The sequence below is a fragment of the Bradyrhizobium sp. Ec3.3 genome (genome assembly GCF_000472925.1).
Classification (GTDB): Bacteria; Pseudomonadota; Alphaproteobacteria; order Rhizobiales; family Xanthobacteraceae; genus Bradyrhizobium.
Genome location: NZ_AXAS01000070.1, coordinates 22,546 through 36,627, shown reverse-complemented (window position 1 = coordinate 36,627; position 14,082 = coordinate 22,546). Strand labels below are relative to the sequence as shown.

Annotated in this window: 21 protein-coding genes and 1 pseudogene; 10 read left to right on the top strand and 12 right to left on the bottom strand. The window is 62.3% G+C overall.

Annotated features, from left to right (window positions below):
* Window positions 1-184: pseudogene (locus tag YUU_RS57370) on the bottom strand (IS5/IS1182 family transposase); the annotation flags it as partial.
* 154 nt (window positions 185-338) lie between these two features.
* On the opposite strand from YUU_RS57370, the gene YUU_RS0139825 reads away from it, so the two are divergent.
* Window positions 339-767: a zinc-ribbon domain containing protein gene (locus YUU_RS0139825; protein ID WP_027527272.1), complete on the top strand. Its 429-nt coding sequence runs from the start codon at window positions 339-341 to the stop codon at window positions 765-767.
* Window positions 768-780: 13 nt separating this feature from the next.
* Here the strand turns inward: YUU_RS0139825 and YUU_RS0139820 are convergent, their stop codons facing one another.
* Genes YUU_RS0139820 through dctP form a run of 3 tightly spaced genes read right to left on the bottom strand, consistent with a single transcriptional unit; the run spans window position 781 to window position 3,709 of the window.
* Window positions 781-2,139 (bottom strand): TRAP transporter large permease, encoded by a 1,359-nt coding sequence (locus tag YUU_RS0139820; RefSeq protein ID WP_027527271.1) that lies wholly within the window; start codon window positions 2,137-2,139, stop codon window positions 781-783.
* Window positions 2,136-2,690: a TRAP transporter small permease gene (locus tag YUU_RS0139815; RefSeq protein ID WP_027527270.1), complete on the bottom strand. Its 555-nt coding sequence runs from the start codon at window positions 2,688-2,690 to the stop codon at window positions 2,136-2,138. The genes YUU_RS0139820 and YUU_RS0139815 overlap by 4 nt, the downstream gene beginning before the upstream one ends.
* Window positions 2,687-3,709: a TRAP transporter substrate-binding protein DctP gene (gene dctP / locus YUU_RS0139810; protein ID WP_027527269.1), complete on the bottom strand. Its 1,023-nt coding sequence runs from the start codon at window positions 3,707-3,709 to the stop codon at window positions 2,687-2,689. The genes YUU_RS0139815 and dctP overlap by 4 nt, the downstream gene beginning before the upstream one ends.
* Before the next feature lie 360 nt (window positions 3,710-4,069).
* Here dctP and YUU_RS0139805 point away from each other — a divergent pair, with 360 nt between their 5' ends.
* Window positions 4,070-4,306, top strand: a complete 237-nt coding sequence (locus YUU_RS0139805; RefSeq protein ID WP_027527268.1) for a pentapeptide MXKDX repeat protein — start codon at window positions 4,070-4,072, stop codon at window positions 4,304-4,306.
* Between the two features lie 134 nt (window positions 4,307-4,440).
* Here YUU_RS0139805 and YUU_RS0139800 read toward each other — a convergent pair whose 3' ends face one another.
* Window positions 4,441-4,794 carry a DUF6481 family protein gene (locus YUU_RS0139800; protein ID WP_027527267.1) on the bottom strand — a complete coding sequence of 118 codons (354 nt, stop codon included), beginning with the start codon at window positions 4,792-4,794 and terminating at the stop codon, window positions 4,441-4,443.
* Between the two features lie 268 nt (window positions 4,795-5,062).
* Here YUU_RS0139800 and YUU_RS0139795 point away from each other — a divergent pair, with 268 nt between their 5' ends.
* From YUU_RS0139795 to YUU_RS0139780, 4 genes are all read left to right on the top strand, one after another.
* The gene (locus tag YUU_RS0139795; protein WP_027527266.1) at window positions 5,063-5,290 is read left to right on the top strand and encodes a hypothetical protein; all 228 of its coding nucleotides are present in this window, start codon (window positions 5,063-5,065) and stop codon (window positions 5,288-5,290) included.
* A gap of 63 nt (window positions 5,291-5,353) precedes the next feature.
* On the top strand, window positions 5,354-5,563 hold the full coding sequence (locus YUU_RS0139790) for a hypothetical protein (RefSeq protein ID WP_027527265.1): 210 nt from the start codon (window positions 5,354-5,356) through the stop codon (window positions 5,561-5,563).
* Between the two features lie 161 nt (window positions 5,564-5,724).
* Window positions 5,725-6,474: a hypothetical protein gene (locus YUU_RS0139785; RefSeq protein WP_027527264.1), complete on the top strand. Its 750-nt coding sequence runs from the start codon at window positions 5,725-5,727 to the stop codon at window positions 6,472-6,474.
* A 140-nt stretch (window positions 6,475-6,614) separates the two neighbouring features.
* Window positions 6,615-7,409, top strand: a complete 795-nt coding sequence (locus tag YUU_RS0139780; protein WP_027527263.1) for a transglycosylase SLT domain-containing protein — start codon at window positions 6,615-6,617, stop codon at window positions 7,407-7,409.
* Window positions 7,410-7,681: 272 nt separating this feature from the next.
* Here YUU_RS0139780 and YUU_RS0139770 read toward each other — a convergent pair whose 3' ends face one another.
* Window positions 7,682-7,921, bottom strand: a complete 240-nt coding sequence (locus YUU_RS0139770; protein WP_063621812.1) for a hypothetical protein — start codon at window positions 7,919-7,921, stop codon at window positions 7,682-7,684.
* 96 nt (window positions 7,922-8,017) lie between these two features.
* Window positions 8,018-8,284, bottom strand: coding sequence for a hypothetical protein (locus YUU_RS0139765; protein WP_027527261.1), 267 nt, complete (start codon window positions 8,282-8,284; stop codon window positions 8,018-8,020).
* A 240-nt stretch (window positions 8,285-8,524) separates the two neighbouring features.
* Here YUU_RS0139765 and YUU_RS0139760 point away from each other — a divergent pair, with 240 nt between their 5' ends.
* The 4 genes from YUU_RS0139760 (at window position 8,525) to YUU_RS0139740 (ending at window position 10,708) form a co-directional block, all read left to right on the top strand.
* The gene (locus tag YUU_RS0139760) at window positions 8,525-8,746 is read left to right on the top strand and encodes a hypothetical protein (RefSeq protein WP_027527260.1); all 222 of its coding nucleotides are present in this window, start codon (window positions 8,525-8,527) and stop codon (window positions 8,744-8,746) included.
* Window positions 8,747-8,878: 132 nt separating this feature from the next.
* Window positions 8,879-9,028: a hypothetical protein gene (locus tag YUU_RS60575; RefSeq protein ID WP_198031917.1), complete on the top strand. Its 150-nt coding sequence runs from the start codon at window positions 8,879-8,881 to the stop codon at window positions 9,026-9,028.
* Between the two features lie 210 nt (window positions 9,029-9,238).
* Window positions 9,239-9,379, top strand: a complete 141-nt coding sequence (locus tag YUU_RS59425; protein ID WP_156944785.1) for a hypothetical protein — start codon at window positions 9,239-9,241, stop codon at window positions 9,377-9,379.
* 1,143 nt (window positions 9,380-10,522) lie between these two features.
* Window positions 10,523-10,708, top strand: coding sequence for a hypothetical protein (locus tag YUU_RS0139740; RefSeq protein WP_156944784.1), 186 nt, complete (start codon window positions 10,523-10,525; stop codon window positions 10,706-10,708).
* A 627-nt stretch (window positions 10,709-11,335) separates the two neighbouring features.
* On the opposite strand, the gene YUU_RS0139730 is transcribed toward YUU_RS0139740, so the two are convergent.
* From YUU_RS0139730 to YUU_RS0139715, 5 genes are all read right to left on the bottom strand, one after another.
* On the bottom strand, window positions 11,336-11,593 hold the full coding sequence (locus YUU_RS0139730) for a hypothetical protein (RefSeq protein ID WP_027527258.1): 258 nt from the start codon (window positions 11,591-11,593) through the stop codon (window positions 11,336-11,338).
* 811 nt (window positions 11,594-12,404) lie between these two features.
* A complete protein-coding gene (locus tag YUU_RS57365; RefSeq protein WP_084801777.1) occupies window positions 12,405-12,806 on the bottom strand; it encodes a hypothetical protein in 402 nt (133 codons plus the stop codon).
* Between the two features lie 157 nt (window positions 12,807-12,963).
* Entirely contained in the window at window positions 12,964-13,140 is a 177-nt protein-coding gene (locus YUU_RS60570; protein ID WP_198031916.1) for a hypothetical protein, read from the bottom strand.
* Window positions 13,141-13,517: 377 nt separating this feature from the next.
* The gene (locus YUU_RS0139720) at window positions 13,518-13,841 is read right to left on the bottom strand and encodes a hypothetical protein (protein WP_156944783.1); all 324 of its coding nucleotides are present in this window, start codon (window positions 13,839-13,841) and stop codon (window positions 13,518-13,520) included.
* 33 nt (window positions 13,842-13,874) lie between these two features.
* Window positions 13,875-14,081: a hypothetical protein gene (locus tag YUU_RS0139715; protein ID WP_027527256.1), complete on the bottom strand. Its 207-nt coding sequence runs from the start codon at window positions 14,079-14,081 to the stop codon at window positions 13,875-13,877.
* Between the last annotated feature and the right edge of the window lies 1 nt (window position 14,082).

Here is a 14,082-nt window from a genome sequence, read left to right as displayed (position 1 = left end):
CAACATAGGCCCAGATTACCCGCACAGGATGATCCTGCCCGATCAGGCTGTCGATATCGACCGCCCGCAATTCGACCTGGTCGCGCAAGGGCTCACGCAGCCGAGGTGCTCCCCGCGGCACTGCTTCGGTTCGTGGCGCCGACTGTTCCGGCAACTCGCCAAAAAGTCTATCGTCAGCCATCATTCTCTCCAGCAAATCAATCTGCTTAGAGAATCATATCCACCTGACGCTCGATACGAAAAGAGTCACAGCCTCGTAGGGTGGGTTAGCGCGAAGCGTAACCCTCCACCTCTCCAGCAAGGACGGAAAGACGGATGCCCCCCAACGGGCTGAAGTAATGAAAAGCAACAAACAGAAGCGGTCTGAGATCAACGCGCGCAAGGCAAAAAGGCGCGAAAAGGAAGCGCTTCTCGCCGCGCAAGCTGCCAGAAAAGCGCGGCAGGAATTCGTGCGTCTCGCTCGTTTGCGCGACGAGCTGCCAGTCGACCCGACCAGGCTCAACCCGGCGGGCAACAGCTACAGCATTCCCGCATTCGTCGAACGCGGCACGTACGCCGCGATCGAGTTTGCCTGCAAGGCCTGCGGAAAGGTCGAAACGTGGACGGCCAAGCAGCAGAAGTGGTGGTACGAGACCGCCAAGGGCGATGTGTTCACAACGGCGACAAGGTGCCGTCCCTGCCGCCGCAAGGAGCGCGCGCGCCGAAACGAAGCGCGTCGCGTTCACCTTGAAGGCGTGGCGCGAAAATCGCGCGAGCCGAAGGGCTGACGCTGGATTTGTTCTACCTGCTCCCGTCCGGCCCCATCACGAGATCCGGCAGCCAGGTCGAGATCTCCGGCACGAAGCAAAGCAGGAGAACGGCGCCCATCATCAACAGCACGAAGGGCAGCGTGCCCCAGATCACCTCGCTCAAGGGGATGTCTGGCGCCACGTTTCGGATGACGAAGATGTTGAGGCCGACCGGGGGGTGGATCAGCCCCATCTCCATCACGATGGTCATGACGACGCCGAACCAGATGATGTCGAAATTGGCGGCACGTAAGGGGGGCAGGATGATCGGCGCGGTCATCAGGATGATCGAGACCGGCGGCAGGAAGAAGCCGAGCACGATCACCATGGCGAGGATCGCGAACAGCAGGCCCCAGCGCGGCAGGTGCATCGCGACGATGGATTCGGCGGCCGATTGCGAGATGTGCAGATAGCTCATCACGTAGGAATAGAGCAGCGACATACCGATGATCACCATCAGCATGGTCGATTCCCGGATCGTCGACTTCATGATTGGGCCAAGGTCGGTCGGCCGCCAGACGCCATAGATCATCGCGATCAGCGCGAGCGCGAGCAGGCCGCCCAGTCCCGCGGTCTCCGACGGCGTGGCATAGCCGCCGTAGAGCGCGATCATGACGCCGGTCAGAAGCAGCACGAACGGAATGACGCGCGGCAGCACACTGAAGCGTTCGGCAAGCGTGAACTCGTCACGGGAAAGGATCGCAGCCTCGGGGCCGCCCTTGTTGTAGGCGGCTTCAGCCGCCGCATATTCCTGGCGGAAGCGGATCACGGCATAGGCGCCGAACAGGCTGACCAGCAGCAGCCCTGGGCCGATGCCGGCGAGGAAGAGCCGGCCGAGCGATTTTTCAGCGGCGACCGCAAACAGGATCATGGTGATCGAGGGCGGCAGCAAAATGCCGAGCGTGCCGCCGGCGGCGATGATTCCTGCGGCAAAGCCACCGGAATAGCCGCGCTTGCGCATCTCGGGAATGCCAGCCGAGCCGATCGCCGAGCAGGTCGCGGGCGAGGAGCCGGCCATTGCGGCGAACAGCGCGCAGGCAAAGACGTTGGCGACGCCGAGGCCGCCGGGCACGCGATGGAGCCAGGCATGGAGGGCCGAGTAGAGATCCTGGCCGGCGCGCGACTTGCCTATCGCCGCACCCTTCAGGATGAAGAGCGGGATCGACAGCAGCGTGATCGAGGCCATTTCCTCGTAGACGTTCTGCGTCACGGTATCGAGCGAGGCCGCCGGCATGTAGATGCCCATGAACACGACCGCGACCGCGCCGAGCGCAAACGCGATCGGCATGCCGGAAAACATCACAAACAGCGTCGCCAGCCCGTAGGACAGGCCGATACCGAACACGCTCATCGGCGCTTGGCTCCGGTGAAGGGAAGGGCGAGCTGCACGATGATCTGCACGCAGAGCAGGCTCATGCCGAGCGCCATCAGGCTGTAGGGAATGGCGAGCGGCGGCGACCACATCGAATTCGAGACCTGGCCGTCGACATAGGCCTCATGCGTGAGTGTCCAGGACTTCCAGGTGAAGAAGGCGCAGAACAGCAGCGTCACGGCGTCGACCAGCCAGAGCCGGATCCTGTTCGCGAGCGGCGACAACAGCCCGACAAAGGCCTCGATGCCGATATGACCGCGATTTTGCTGAACATAGGCCGCCGTCATGAAGGTGGCGCCGACCAGCAGGAACACGGCCGCCTCGTCCTGCCAGTAATTGGCGGCCTTGAAGAGGGCGCGGCTCAGCACGCTGTAGCTCAGGATCGCGCAGGCGGCGACCAGCGCGAGCGCTGCCAGCACGACGATGATCCTGTTGAGGACGGCGAGACCACGATCGAGCACCGCCGCAAGCCCGTGGCGTGCGGCGGCATCGACCGGGTCGTCACGATCCGGAAGCGGACCGTGCATCATGCCGAGACTTCGGAGGCGAGCTTGAGCAGGCTCGCCGCGGTCGCAGTCTTCGCGCCATAATCCTTCCAGGCGGTATCGCGGGCGATATCGCGCCACTTGCCGACGGTCGCTGCATCGAGCGCGCTAACCTTGGCGCCGGCCTTTTCATAGACCTTGGCGACCTCGACGTCGTCATCCTGCGCGCCCTTGCGGCCGAAGGCTTCGAGCTCGGTGCCGACCGCAAGCAGGATGTCCTGATGGTTCTTCGGCAGCTTGTCGAAGATCGCTTTCGACATCATCAGGGGTTCGAGCATGAACCAGTAGGAGGCGCCGGCGCCCGAGGTGAGCGATTTGGCGACTTCTTCGAGGCGGAACGAGATCAGGCTGGTGGAGGAGGTGATGCCGGCATCGCACGCGCCGGTCTGCATCGCGGCATAGATTTCGTTCGAGGGTACCGAGAGCACGGACGCGCCCGCCGTTTGCAGAACCATGTCCATCTCGCGCGAGCCGCCACGCACCTTCATGCCCTTGGCGTCCTCCGGCGAAACGATCGCCTTGGAGCGGCTGGCGACGCCGCCGGCCTGCCAGATCCAGGAGAGCAGGATGATGCCCTTGTCGGCGAGGAAGTCGGAGAGCGCCTTGCCGACCGGCGCCTTCTTCCAGCGCATGCCCTGATCGTAGGTCGTAACGAGGCCCGGCATCAGGCCGATATTGGTCTCCGGCAGTTCGCCGCCGGCATAGGGCATCGGATAGAGCGAGATGTCGAGCGCGCCCTTGCGCATCGCGGAGAACTGCGCGTTGGTCTTGATCAGCGAGGAGTTCGGATAGATCTCGGCGGAGATGTCGCCCTTGCTGCGCTTTGCGACCTCGGCGGCAAACATGCGGCAGAGACGATCGCGGAAATCGCCCTTGTCGATCGTGCCGCCCGGGAATTGGTGCGAGATCTTAAGCGTGGTCGCGGCCTGCGCGGTCCCGGTGCCGAAACGGAGAATGGCGGGCGCGGCAACAGCCGTCGCGAGAAGGTGACGTCGCGTGAACATGGAATGATCCCTGATTTGTCCGTTGGATTTGTCCCTCAGGACTATTCTTGATTGAACTCTTGAGGCCGGCGCCCGAGCCTATCCTAGCCGGTCTTTAGCTGATATTATCTAGTCTGATAGTTCGAGAGCGAATGCGGCGGCAAGTCGCGGTGGTGCCGATGCTGCGCTGCACACTCGTTCCTCAGGTTCCGCGCACTAGCGTGGCTGACACGGGCAAAATTGTGTCGGGCTGAACACGGAAACAGGGCAAGGGCTCGGAAAAAATTCGGCCGCTCGCGTAACAAAGGCGCCCGGCGCCCCGTCGAGCAGGAGTAGCGGCATCCGTCGCTGGCAACCTCCACCTCGAAGGGAAGATCAACCATGACCATTCGCACCCGCATCGCGCTCGGCGTCTCCGCTGCCGCTCTCTCGCTCAGCCTGGCCTTCGCGCCCGCCTTCGCCATGGACGACATGAAGAAGGACGGGATGAAGAAAGAGACGATGTCCAAGGACAGCATGAAGAAGGACTCCATGTCCAAGGATGACGGGATGAAGAAGGATACGATGTCAAAGGACAACATGAAGAAGGACGACGGCGGCATGATGAAGAAGAACTGATCGCGCCGTCATCGTCATTGCCCCGCGCGCGACGGCGCGAGCCCCAATGCGCAATTGCGCATCGTGGAATCCGACCAGATGCGACGGGACCGCGCCACGCGCGCAGGCCGGTCGCATCTGATCCGCAGTGACGGTTACTTCCGCTTGCCCTTGGCCTTGCGGGCGGCGTAACGCGCGTCGCGCTTGGCCTTCTGCTCGGCTTCGAGCTCGGCCATCCTTGTGGCGGCCTCCTCGGATTCGCGAGCAATTCGTGCGGCTTCCGCAGCCGCGGCCTCTTCTGCAAGCCGCTTCTGCTCAGCCTTTTCTGCCTCGCGTGCCGACTTTGCCTCGGCACGCTTGGCGGCAATCGCCTCGCGTTCGGCGCGCCGCGCCGCGACCCCGGGGTCGTCGTGCCCCGGCTGCGATTTGAATTTGTTCAAAAGATTTTTGCGGGCTTCCTGCGCCGCCTTTTGCCGGTCTGTGAAGCCGGGTTCCCTGAATCCACTCATCGAACGAGCCTTGTCTTCCTCGCTTTCAATCCTACATCAGCGTCTGTGGGTGCGCCGGCCGCGAACAAACGCGCGCCGCGCGACGAACAAGCGTGTACATCTATGCGCGTCGCGAAGCCACCCTTAATCGCAGCCTATCAGGTCGCGAAAAATCGCTGGAATCGCCGATCTTTCGTAGTCCGGAAAAACTGCCGAATTGTGATCCCTCTCACAAGGGAGCACGGGGGCGGCGCCGAGTGTCCGCACCGAGACGAACGGAGCTACGGCGATGACTATTTTCCGGCTGTCTTTGCGAACGCTCGCGATCACATTTGCGACAGTAGCGCTTGCCGGCGTCGCGGTTTTCCTGGCCCAGCCCAAACCGGTCGAAAGCAGCTTGCTCGGCGCCGAATGGCAGTGCAGCCGAACGGCGTTTGTGCTCACGACCTGCGCGCCGCGGGTGCAGCAGGCCGCCTCGGCATCTAACAAGGTGGCACTCCGCGCACCCAAGCAGTGAGCTTCGATGTGACGTGACGCCGCAGAGATGGTAAGGGGCAGCAATTCACGGCTTCACCTCGCCATGCCCGATACCCAGCCCAACTCGAAACCAAAGCCGCAACCAAGTCCGCCTGGCGATAATCGCCGCGGCGCTATCGCCGGACTTATCATTGCCGTCGTCATCCTCGGCGTCGGCCTCTGGCTTGCGCGCGATCTCATCGCGGCCAGCAAGATGCAGGATTGCGTGATGTCGGGACGCACGAATTGCAACGTGATCGAGCCGGCGCGCTAACTCGGCGGACGAAAAATTGCCGTGATCTTAACCATTTGTAACGGGACATCGGTGATCAACGTGATCACCTTTGTCCGCCGGCATCAACCGGGGCCCGGAATCGTTGGGCGTCCGGACCACGGCGACGACAGATGAGAGATACAGGTAAGGGGTAGGCACCAATGCGTGCATCCAGCCGGATGAAGATTATCATTCCCTTGGTTTCGGTCGTGTCGCTGCTCGCGCTTTCGGCGCAGGCGCAGGACTCGAACGCGGGGAGGGGCGGCCAGCCGCCGGGGCCGGGTGCGGGCGCGCCGCCACACGCCAATGCTCCCCACGCGACGCGCCAGGGACCGCCGCCGCAGCAGGCCACGCGGGTCGCGCCGCCGCAGGGGGCGCACCAGGGCCCGGCTGGCGGACCGCCACAGGGGCGCTATGTGGCCCGCGGGCCGGTGCCGCAGCGTGACTGGGGCGGACACGCCTATCGCGGCAATCTCGCCTGGGAGGGCGGACGCTGGCGGCATGAGAATCACAATGGCCGCTATGGCTGGTGGTGGGACGTCGGCGGGGCCTGGTATTATTATCCGGAGCGGATGGACGGGCCGCCCGCCTACATCTCCGAAGATTACATCGATGACGTGCCGGTGGCCTATGCGCCGCCACCCCCGGCCTATGCGCCGCCTCCGCCGCCTGCTCCGGCAGACCCCGGCGCGAGCGCGCTCGGCGGAGCCATCGTCGGTGGCGTGCTTGGCGGGCTGATCTCCGGCAACGCGACGGGAGCGGCCGCCGGGGCCGTACTCGGCGGCGCGACCGGCGCGATCGCTGGCGCAACGGCTGCGTCGCAGCCGGGCTATTATTGGTCGCAGGGTAGTTGCTACTACCGCTATCCGAGCGGGCAGTACGTGCTTGCCGATCGGCGCGCGTGCTACTGATCCGCGGATCGATCTACGATCTGACCGAGGCGGGCCCAAGGCCCGCCTCTTTCGTTTGATGCGATCCTTCGAATTGCGGCGCGATCGCGCGGCGGGCTTGCCGACAAGCGTTGTTAACTGGCCTCCGCTATGAAGCGCCGATGAGGTCTTGCACGCGCCTGTCATGGGTCCTGTATGCCGCGCCGCTTTGTCTGGCGGTGCTCGCGGCCGGCCCAGTGCGCGCTGGCGCAGCGGATGCTGCGGCCGTCGACGTCTCCGATGCGGTCACGTCGGATAGTGTCGAAGCTCCGTCAGCCGCGGATGCCGAGCCGTTTCCGGCGCGTGCATCCGTTCGCGCGCTGATCGAGAAGGAAGCTGCGAAGACGAAGTTGCCGCCCGATATCGCAGAAGCCGTCGTCTTCGTCGAAAGCCGCTTCGATTCCACGGTGATTGGCCGCGTCGGCGAGATCGGGCTGATGCAGGTCAAGCCCGAGACCGCGGCCCTGCTCGGCTTCAAAGGTACCACGGTCGAGCTCGCCAGACCCGAAATCAACATCCACTACGGCGTGATTTATCTCGCCAGGGCCTGGCGGCTGGCGCAGGGCGACCTCTGCCGCGCACTGATGAAATACCGCGCAGGGCACGGCGAAGAGACCATGACGGCGCGCTCCGTGATTTACTGCAATCGCGCGCGCAACCGCCTCATCGCGATGAACTCGCCATTCGCGACACCAGGCGCGACCACGGCCGTAGCGCCGGATCCCGAGCCCGCGCGGACTGTCGTGAGCGCGAAACCACAAGCACGGCCGTCACCGGTCAAGCCGACCGACGTCTACGCGACCTACAAACACGGCACGGCGGCGGCCAGCCGCGCATATTGGGCCGCGCATGAAGCACGTGTCCGCGCGATCAAGGCGCGGATCGAGGCCAAGTGGCGGCGCGTGGCGTCGCGTTAGGCAAACTGCGCAGCTGCCTACGTCTCAACCAGTCTCGGGCACGCGGATACCGTCGCTCGACGAGCGCTGTGCATTCTTCGGCGACGCACAACAACTGCCTGAAATTTTCTCTGGCGCTCCCCGCGAGTTCGCGGTTCTGATCAAAGAAAAAAACGATTGAATTGATTCGCGGGGAAACGGGACATGTTGGACGCTATCCAGATCAGCGTTGCGCTTTGGGGAATGATCGTGTGCGGCGGCATCAAGGCCGCGCAACTGGCGCCAAATCTTTTCTAGAAGATCAGCCAAGTCACCACGGCTACTCCGGCCCAGATCAGGCCGCCGATCCAGGCGACCATGACGACGCCGATAGTCGCAAGATAAGCGACGCCGAGCAGATCGCGGCTCGGGCGCGGCGTCTGTGCGTCCGCGGCGTTCGTGGCTGCTGCTTCGGCGTCGTGCGTCATGGCGGGCAGGGGGCGGTTGAAGCGTCGGTTGGACTGGCCCGCGGCCGCAAGGTCCCGCGGCCGCATCGGCTGCCTTTTAGCCGAGGAATCGCGTCGCCTCTGTGATTAAATTCACAGTCGCGGCCACAATTCGTGAACCGCCGTCAACACAAGCCGGCGACTTCAGGCGGCCCGGCCCCAGTCGGCCGGCGGGGCCACCGCCTCGAGCTGCCGCTGCAGGGTGGCAACCGTCGCGTGGAGGTTATCGCGGCGTCCCCGCAGGGTCACGGCCAGCATGGGATAAGCAAGATTCGCGGGATCGGACACGCCGGCCTTGCGCTCCTCTTCCTTGATGTCGGCATCGAGGAGTTGAACCCTCCATCTGAGGTCGGCGATCAAGGCGTGGAGTTGTGTGGTGGCGGTCGCTTCGAAGCGGGACATCGGCTGCATGGCTTGCCTCACTGTGAAACAGACCCAGAGCGGGTCTGGCTAATTGGCCATGCCTGAGCAAAGCGAGTGCCAATTCGAAATGAGGGCCGAAGGCGCAAGGCGTCGTTGCCTGCATTCTGCTGCGCTCCAGCGTTAACCAAACCTGCGTTAATGACGGAACCCGGACGGGGATCGCAGGCTTAAACGGTGTGCCGGTCCCACTGCCCGGACCGGCTGCGTCGAGAGCTGGGGGTATGCATCATGTCCAAGGCCATCGAGTTGATCGTCGAAGGTTTTACGCGCATCAGGGATCGCCAGTCGCTGGAGGATCTGCGGATGCACAGGCGGCGCCTTGCCGTCGATCTCAGATCCATCGAGGGATTCGACTGTCGCCAGTCGATTGCGCAGATCGACGACGATATCGAGGTGATCGAGAGCGGCCTGAGAAGCCTCGACTCGTCAGCCGCTGCGAAAGAACTTTAGCCGCCTCGAGGAAAATCCCGCGTCGATTGCGGTTTTCCCGATCATTTTGCGGGAGCGCCGCGTTGACCCCCCGCATTCATACGGGGCGAATTGTCATGCCCTTGTCCACTTTTGCGAGCCATGATCGCGGTCATGAGTGCGGAGTATGACCCCGAGAGTGAAGCCGAGGCAGCGATGAAGCGCGCTGCGGCCTCCGAAGGCGCCGACCGGCAGCGGCTGATCCAGCTTGCGCTGGCGTGGCACCAGCTCGCGCGCGAGCGGCGCGAGAACGACGCGGAGTAGGGGCGTCCAGCAACCGGGCCTCGGTGTCTTGGAACCGTTGGCGCCTGGCCGACTTGCCTTGCTGTGCCGACGACCGCCGACTGTCGGCACGTGGGAATGGCGGCCTCGGTGTGATTCCCCCGTACCAGCCGAGGCCGTTTCTGATCACGACGACGGACGCCGACGATGCGGCGATCTTCGATTCGATCCCTCCGCTCGAAGCAGACACGCATGAGCGTCGCCTGGTTCGCGATCGTTGCGGTGGCGGGCTTCGTCCTCTTCCTGTGCCTTCATTTCGGCGAACGGGCACAGCAGGCCGCCCTCGATCGGCTCGCGACGCATCCCTCGCAATCGGTTGGCCAGGGAAAGTGATCCCCTGGGATCCACTGGGCCAGACATGCCGACCGCCCGGGCCTCGCGCATTTTTGCGAAAACAACCCCATGCAAAGTAGGACGGGGGCCGACCATGCTCGTCATTCCGGGACGCGCCGTTCACTTCGCGTAGGCGCATCTGTACTATATTACCGTATATTGCCAGCAACGCTTTGCCCCAAGGGGGCACGGATTCATGGGTGGGTTTGAACAGCGCGCCAGTCCGCGCGTCGCATTAGGTGAGCTCACCTGGGTGAACAGCGACTTCGTCGGTTGACGTTGCTGAACCGGGACAAGGCAAAGGCGAGGTCGAAGCGGACGACCTCGTGACGCAGCGGTCATTCGTCGCGCGCGTCCACTCATGAAAAACAGCAGGGCTTCCGCCGCCGCGGAAGGGATGCCTCGTCGTGGACCTTTTCGAGGGTCTCTTGTTCGACGCCTGCGTCCTGTCTGTTTACACGTTACACGCCGTAGAAGATCTTGATTCCCCACAACACGATGACGATACCCAAGATCAAGCTGGCTGCCGCCAGTACACTTTCCAAGGAAGCGACTCTCATTCTACTCTCCGCTTCCCAGCCCCAATTGCGGTCTAAGTGATTCGCTGAATCCCCTGCAATTGTACGGTCGGCACGTCGCGACGTTCTCTCAGAGGTCGTGGCGTGTGCGCCACAGCCGTATTTTTTCGGAAGGGGAGCGACCATCCCGGCAGCTTGGCATCGGGGAGGTGAGGCGACTGGCTAGTCGTGTCCCGCGGGGCGCGGAGCATCCTCAAAATATATCAATGCCGGTTGATACGCACGGCACAACGTCCCGCGCACCGGCATGGTACCGACTGCGTGGGCGAGGAGCCCAGAGGGCCCGCGTATGATCATGCATCAAATGCGCCGCTCTCCGATCTCAATTGTGGAATTTGACCGATGCCACAGGCGTCGTTTTCAACGACCGGCCTCTCTGTGCCTCAAGCAAATTTCGAGCGTCAGGCGCAACGGAGAAGCCTTTCGACCTGGTTGCTCGAAGCCTTGCACTGCTCGCGGCTGCGACAGGCCGAGCGCGTCCTAAGACAATTTGCCCATCTCATCGCGGAGTCCGATCAGCGGGCAATCTCCAATACGCCCGACCTCAAGGGACCTGACAATGTCGATGAGTGAGAAATCGGAACGGAACGCCTTCATTCAGCTTCCGGCACTGAGCGAAAATACGCTGTTGGCGATCATCGCGGTCGGCTTTTGCATCCTGCACATCCTGACCGCCGTGGTTCTGGTGCCTCCTGCCGCAACCAGGACCGCGGCTCCGTCGCTAGAACGGATTCTCGCCAACTACGACTAGCTTAACGACTGGCGTGCGCACCCGCGTGTGCCTCGCAAGAAAAATGCCGAGGCTCTACAGGCTAGAGGGCACAATTTAGTACGTACCGACGGTGGTGGGTCGGGCTAATCTGTCGCGGCGGATCAAGTTGCGCCTCGCGGGGCAGACGTGCCGATCAGGGTATCAGGACGGCAGCGAACGCCATCGCTATGGGGAGCAACCCGAGACCGATCGTGCCGGCCTTGTAAACGATCCCTTTGTGAAGCAGCGGTTTGGACGGGTGACGCATAACGACGCCCTCTCTCAGTTCCAGCCACTCCAGAATGCACCCGCTGAATGAAAAGCGCTAGGCCTCCGTTTCGCGTCGCACGCTCGGCTGGCTCGGGCCTGTCATTTCGTTAGATGCGTCGAGAAGGATTCGCAGGCTTTTCCGGCGTCAGCGAAAGTTTTGAAGGGCGAACCGCCCACCTTGATGGCGGGTCTATTCAGATAAAGCGGCGCCACGAGGCCACAAAGCCGGGCTGCCCGTGAAGGCCGGGACCGGTCGGCGCTCGAAGCTAATCACGAACGAAAAGCCGCGGCCGCTCGCGCTCCAGGGCAGCTAACGCTCAGCGCCCGATTTTCATCTGCCTGAGTCAGCGCTCTGATTCAGCGACCTTGCGGGATTGATTTCTCGAACAACCAGCCCAACGCCTGCGCGGGGTTCGACCAGCGCACCTCATCGATCTGTTCGGCGATGGTCAGCGCATGTGAAGTCAGAACCTCCACGTCGTGAGGATTGGCATCGGCTTTTTCCAGGACCTCTATGCACCGATTGAACGCCGCCAGATCTAACTGGAGTTGCTCGATATTTGACTCGCGACGTTTGACCCCCATGACTTTCCACGTTCTTCTCTGTGCGCGCATCTTTTCCCCCTATGCGGTCACGCATTCGTGAGTTCTGTTTGTGGCGGCAACAGGAAGCTGGGGAGACCGAATTAGGGATGTTTGCAGCCAATGCGCCAAAGGTGGGGCATTGGCGGCTACGTCAGGCGAGTTGTATGCCCGCGTGCGGCATTGCCAAAAGCCATGCACGGTCGGCCCGAATGGCACGCGGCAAGGGAGGCGCTTATCCTGGTGGCCGAGGAGGGGGGCCAATGATGCTTGTGCGCGTTGGCCGGCTGGCATTTTAGACCTTGCAAACTTGTAACGACGTGAACACCAAGGCGCCGCGAGCTCGGCCAAATGCTGGCAAAATGTGACAGCTTATAAGCAGCTCACCCTTGGCCACACAGAAACCACTCCGATGTTATTTCAAGTCGCAATTGTTTGCCTGATCGTACTCAGCATTAGCGTTCTTGTCGCCCACGCGGTCGACGCTCTCAGGACGTAGCGAGCTCGCCGGCGTGAACCGGCGGCATGTATTCATCGGCGCGACCGCATATTTTGAAGATGCGTCTGCCGGCATGAGCGCACCTTGAACGGTTCGTACGTCGAGCGGTCGCCGCTGATCTGGTGACTTAATGAGGTCGTCGCGCGTCCGGTGTGGCGGATAAGGGCAATCTCTTGCCAAGCTCTCTACAGCGCCAAGGAGTACCGATAAGACAAACGCTGCCGGGCTCGAAATGCCAGTCCCCCCGGCAGCGCTCTTGTCTCAAAACCGGGCACTGAAATCCCAGTTGGTTTTCAATTAGCAAGGCTCATGCCACAGGTTTGTGACAGGGCCGAAGCGGGCCTATCAGTAGGGACCTCCGTAGGGGCTCCCATAGAAGCGAGGCGGAGGGGCATAGGCGGGTGGATACCCGTATCCTCCGCTATAGTAGGGATCCCCATACCCGGGGTCCGGATACACGTAGCCGTAGGAATAATAAGGATCGTAGTAGCCGCCACCGTAATAAGGGGCAGCAAGGGCGCCTGCGATCAGACCGCCTGCAAGAAGTCCCGCGCCTATGCCCCAGCCTCTTCCATGCCAGCCGTAGCCACCACCGTGCCAGCCACCACCCCAGCGAACCTGTACCGTATTCTCAGTCGATTTCGCTAATCCGGAAAGGGATGACAGGGGTGCGGCAGAAGCGGATGCACTGACCAACGATATCGTGCCGGCAAAAAAGAGCGCGGCTGCTGTCTTGACGGTGCTCATGGATCACCTCCACTCGTAAGAGTCGAACACTTGATCAGCCAACCCTGCAAAACGCGCCGGGTTCCTTCCTGGGTCGGTTGGCGATCGTCTATCTGGCGGCACCTCGGCCGCGGTCACGGCAGCAACAAGACCGGCAACGTCATGGTCCAGACGGTCTTCAATCCGTGGGGTGGAAAGCAGGATGGGTCAGGCTCTCGACCGCAGACTTTTCCTCGCTCAGGCGCTGTTCCAAAAATTGGCGCTCAAGATCTGACAGATTGGTTTTAAGCAGGCGTCGATATCGGCTGATGTTCTTATCGTGGGCACGCAGACGGGCGAGTCTCTCGTCGGTCATGGGGCCTCCCGTATGAATGAAAGAAATCTCACACTGTCCTAATTCCCCTCCGCGAGTCCCCAACAAGGCAGCGACCCCACCTTGCGGGAAGCTTGGTAGGGTCGCCTGCTCTCGGGGCTGGGGCTGGAAGCCCGGCGGGCGATTTCAACTCTAGGTCCCCAAGCCGGGAAGGAACGATTGCTCAAAAGAGGCACCTCGTTGGGATAGGCTTCACCGAGATCCCATAGCCGCAACTGGAGGCCTCAGTTTGAAGTCCGGCCGGACATCCGCGCCGGGCTGCCGCAGGCTTGGCAGACGAAACGCGCACTGGCGCGCGCTCGCGCGTGCCTCGCAAAAGAAGTGCCGCCGCTCAAATGGCGGCATTTCTCGTGCTGCTATTACTTCAGCTTGTAAGTGCCGCTCTGATGATTGCAGTCCTGAAACGTTCCAGCTTTGATCACTGGAAACGGCCCCAGCGGCAGGACCGCGCCCCTCGCGACCATGCCTTCGTATTTTCCAGTGCCCACGACATTCTCCCGGGCGACCTTGCCATCACTGCCAAGAGAAAAGTACGACAAGCGCTTATCGCCATCCTCATCAATGGCCTCGCATACCGTGGTGCCGGTGGCCTTGCCGTCAAGCGAAGCATTCATCCCCACGCAGCGGAAGGTGTGCCTGTCAAACATCCCGCCCGGAATGGTGCTTCGGACAACACCAGTCATTTCGCAACTCAGGCTGCGAAACGCTCGCGGCGTTTACGGCCGCAGGTGAATCTTGCCCAGAGCCTTCAAGCCCTTTGGAACCCACTCGATGAAGTCCTTGCGATCCATCGCGTGGTCCCACGCTATCTGCCAAGTGCTCTTCCCATTGTCGGAGGCGTAAAAGTGATCCCAGACGGCATGGCCGGTCATCAGCAAGGAAACAAAGATCACTCCGGTCAACATGAGCTGGCGTTTGGTCATG

What these genes read in the sequence shown, in the direction of transcription:
- dctP (WP_027527269.1), bottom strand. Translation starts at nt 3,709, where the DNA reads ATGTTCACGCGACGTCACCTTCTCGCGACGGCTGTTGCCGCGCCCGCC.
- YUU_RS0139815 (WP_027527270.1), bottom strand. Translation starts at nt 2,690, where the DNA reads ATGATGCACGGTCCGCTTCCGGATCGTGACGACCCGGTCGATGCCGCC.
- YUU_RS57365 (WP_084801777.1), bottom strand. Translation starts at nt 12,806, where the DNA reads ATGAGCACCGTCAAGACAGCAGCCGCGCTCTTTTTTGCCGGCACGATA.
- YUU_RS60570 (WP_198031916.1), bottom strand. Translation starts at nt 13,140, where the DNA reads ATGACCGACGAGAGACTCGCCCGTCTGCGTGCCCACGATAAGAACATC.
- YUU_RS0139720 (WP_156944783.1), bottom strand. Translation starts at nt 13,841, where the DNA reads ATGACTGGTGTTGTCCGAAGCACCATTCCGGGCGGGATGTTTGACAGG.
- YUU_RS0139800 (WP_027527267.1), bottom strand. Translation starts at nt 4,794, where the DNA reads ATGAGTGGATTCAGGGAACCCGGCTTCACAGACCGGCAAAAGGCGGCG.
- YUU_RS0139770 (WP_063621812.1), bottom strand. Translation starts at nt 7,921, where the DNA reads ATGCGGCCGCGGGACCTTGCGGCCGCGGGCCAGTCCAACCGACGCTTC.
- YUU_RS0139730 (WP_027527258.1), bottom strand. Translation starts at nt 11,593, where the DNA reads ATGCGCGCACAGAGAAGAACGTGGAAAGTCATGGGGGTCAAACGTCGC.
- YUU_RS0139715 (WP_027527256.1), bottom strand. Translation starts at nt 14,081, where the DNA reads ATGACCAAACGCCAGCTCATGTTGACCGGAGTGATCTTTGTTTCCTTG.
- YUU_RS0139765 (WP_027527261.1), bottom strand. Translation starts at nt 8,284, where the DNA reads ATGCAGCCGATGTCCCGCTTCGAAGCGACCGCCACCACACAACTCCAC.
- YUU_RS0139795 (WP_027527266.1), top strand. Translation starts at nt 5,063, where the DNA reads ATGACTATTTTCCGGCTGTCTTTGCGAACGCTCGCGATCACATTTGCG.
- YUU_RS0139780 (WP_027527263.1), top strand. Translation starts at nt 6,615, where the DNA reads ATGAGGTCTTGCACGCGCCTGTCATGGGTCCTGTATGCCGCGCCGCTT.
- YUU_RS0139805 (WP_027527268.1), top strand. Translation starts at nt 4,070, where the DNA reads ATGACCATTCGCACCCGCATCGCGCTCGGCGTCTCCGCTGCCGCTCTC.
- YUU_RS0139820 (WP_027527271.1), bottom strand. Translation starts at nt 2,139, where the DNA reads ATGAGCGTGTTCGGTATCGGCCTGTCCTACGGGCTGGCGACGCTGTTT.
- YUU_RS0139790 (WP_027527265.1), top strand. Translation starts at nt 5,354, where the DNA reads ATGCCCGATACCCAGCCCAACTCGAAACCAAAGCCGCAACCAAGTCCG.
- YUU_RS60575 (WP_198031917.1), top strand. Translation starts at nt 8,879, where the DNA reads ATGAGTGCGGAGTATGACCCCGAGAGTGAAGCCGAGGCAGCGATGAAG.
- YUU_RS0139785 (WP_027527264.1), top strand. Translation starts at nt 5,725, where the DNA reads ATGCGTGCATCCAGCCGGATGAAGATTATCATTCCCTTGGTTTCGGTC.
- YUU_RS0139760 (WP_027527260.1), top strand. Translation starts at nt 8,525, where the DNA reads ATGTCCAAGGCCATCGAGTTGATCGTCGAAGGTTTTACGCGCATCAGG.
- YUU_RS59425 (WP_156944785.1), top strand. Translation starts at nt 9,239, where the DNA reads ATGAGCGTCGCCTGGTTCGCGATCGTTGCGGTGGCGGGCTTCGTCCTC.
- YUU_RS0139825 (WP_027527272.1), top strand. Translation starts at nt 339, where the DNA reads ATGAAAAGCAACAAACAGAAGCGGTCTGAGATCAACGCGCGCAAGGCA.
- YUU_RS0139740 (WP_156944784.1), top strand. Translation starts at nt 10,523, where the DNA reads ATGAGTGAGAAATCGGAACGGAACGCCTTCATTCAGCTTCCGGCACTG.